Origin of the sequence: Natranaerobius trueperi (assembly GCF_002216005.1) — a bacterium.
Classification (GTDB): domain Bacteria; phylum Bacillota; class Natranaerobiia; order Natranaerobiales; family Natranaerobiaceae; genus Natranaerobius_A; species Natranaerobius_A trueperi.
This window is the reverse complement of sequence record NZ_NIQC01000067.1, coordinates 1-1,168: the sequence shown is the minus strand read 5'-3', so window position 1 is coordinate 1,168 and position 1,168 is coordinate 1. Positions and strand designations below refer to the sequence as shown.

Sequence of the window (1,168 nt, the reverse complement as noted above, 5' to 3'; positions counted from 1 at the left end):
ACGGGGCGTAGCGCAGTTTGGCAGCGCACTTGGTTTGGGACCAAGGAGTCGCAGGTTCAAATCCTGCCGCCCCGACCATAATATGCGGGTGTAGCTCAGTGGTAGAGCCCTGGCCTTCCAAGCCAGTTGCGTGGGTTCGACTCCCATCACCCGCTCCAATATGCGCCTGTAGCTCAGGGGACAGAGCAACGGACTTCTAATCCGTAGGCCGGAGGTTCGAATCCTCCCAGGCGCGCCATATATGGTGGGTGTAGCTCAGCTCGGTTAGAGCACCAGATTGTGGCTCTGGGGGCCGTGGGTTCAAATCCCATCACTCACCCCATTACTTTTTATAATAAAATACTAGATAGTATAGTAACTGATTATTGGGGCGTAGCCAAGTGGTAAGGCACGGGGTTTTGGTCTCCGCACGCGCAGGTTCGAACCCTGCCGCCCCAGCCAATAATTAGAGCCATTAGCTCAGCTGGAAGAGCACCTGACTTTTAATCAGGGTGTCGGAGGTTCGAGTCCTCCATGGCTCACCAAAATGTGCGAGGGTGGTGGAATTGGCAGACACGCTAGACTTAGGATCTAGTGGGTTTTCCCGTGTGGGTTCGAATCCCACCCCTCGCACCATTAATATGCGGGAATAGCTCAGTGGTAGAGCACCGCCTTGCCAAGGCGGGGGCCGCGGGTTCGAATCCCGTTTCCCGCTCCATTTAATCACCGCCAAGTGGCGGTTTTTTAATTGTAAGTTTATCAGTGGATCTTTAAACTAAAAACCTAAACAAAAAAATCAAAAAAACGTTTGACAAACTAAATAGAATAAGGTATACTAGTTTCTGCAGTCAGCAAGAGAAAGCATCACGGGGCGTAGCGCAGTTTGGCAGCGCACTTGGTTTGGGACCAAGGAGTCGCAGGTTCAAATCCTGCCGCCCCGACCATAATATGCGGGTGTAGCTCAGTGGTAGAGCCCTGGCCTTCCAAGCCAGTTGCGTGGGTTCGACTCCCATCACCCGCTCCAATATGCGCCTGTAGCTCAGGGGACAGAGCAACGGACTTCTAATCCGTAGGCCGGAGGTTCGAATCCTCCCAGGCGCGCCATATATGGTGGGTGTAGCTCAGCTCGGTTAGAGCACCAGATTGTGGCTCTGGGGGCCGTGGGTTCAAATCCCATCACTCACCCCAT

Annotated in this window: 12 tRNA genes; all 12 read left to right on the top strand. The window is 53.6% G+C overall.

Annotation, left to right across the window (positions count from 1 at the left end):
* The first annotated feature begins 1 nt into the window (after position 1).
* The 12 genes from CDO51_RS13065 to CDO51_RS13010 all read left to right on the top strand — a co-directional run bounded on the left by CDO51_RS13065 (position 2) and on the right by CDO51_RS13010 (position 1,167).
* Positions 2-78 (top strand) — tRNA-Pro (locus tag CDO51_RS13065).
* 6 nt (positions 79-84) lie between these two features.
* Positions 85-158, top strand: a tRNA-Gly gene (locus CDO51_RS13060).
* 4 nt (positions 159-162) lie between these two features.
* A tRNA-Arg gene (locus tag CDO51_RS13055) sits at positions 163-238 on the top strand.
* 6 nt (positions 239-244) lie between these two features.
* A tRNA-His gene (locus CDO51_RS13050) sits at positions 245-322 on the top strand.
* Positions 323-366: 44 nt separating this feature from the next.
* Positions 367-441, top strand: a tRNA-Gln gene (locus CDO51_RS13045).
* A gap of 7 nt (positions 442-448) precedes the next feature.
* Positions 449-524 (top strand) — tRNA-Lys (locus tag CDO51_RS13040).
* Between the two features lie 6 nt (positions 525-530).
* A tRNA-Leu gene (locus CDO51_RS13035) sits at positions 531-615 on the top strand.
* 7 nt (positions 616-622) lie between these two features.
* Positions 623-697: transfer RNA gene (locus CDO51_RS13030), tRNA-Gly, on the top strand.
* 149 nt (positions 698-846) lie between these two features.
* Positions 847-923, top strand: a tRNA-Pro gene (locus CDO51_RS13025).
* A 6-nt stretch (positions 924-929) separates the two neighbouring features.
* Positions 930-1,003 (top strand) — tRNA-Gly (locus CDO51_RS13020).
* A gap of 4 nt (positions 1,004-1,007) precedes the next feature.
* Positions 1,008-1,083 (top strand) — tRNA-Arg (locus tag CDO51_RS13015).
* 6 nt (positions 1,084-1,089) lie between these two features.
* Positions 1,090-1,167, top strand: a tRNA-His gene (locus CDO51_RS13010).
* The last annotated feature ends 1 nt before the right edge of the window (position 1,168 follow it).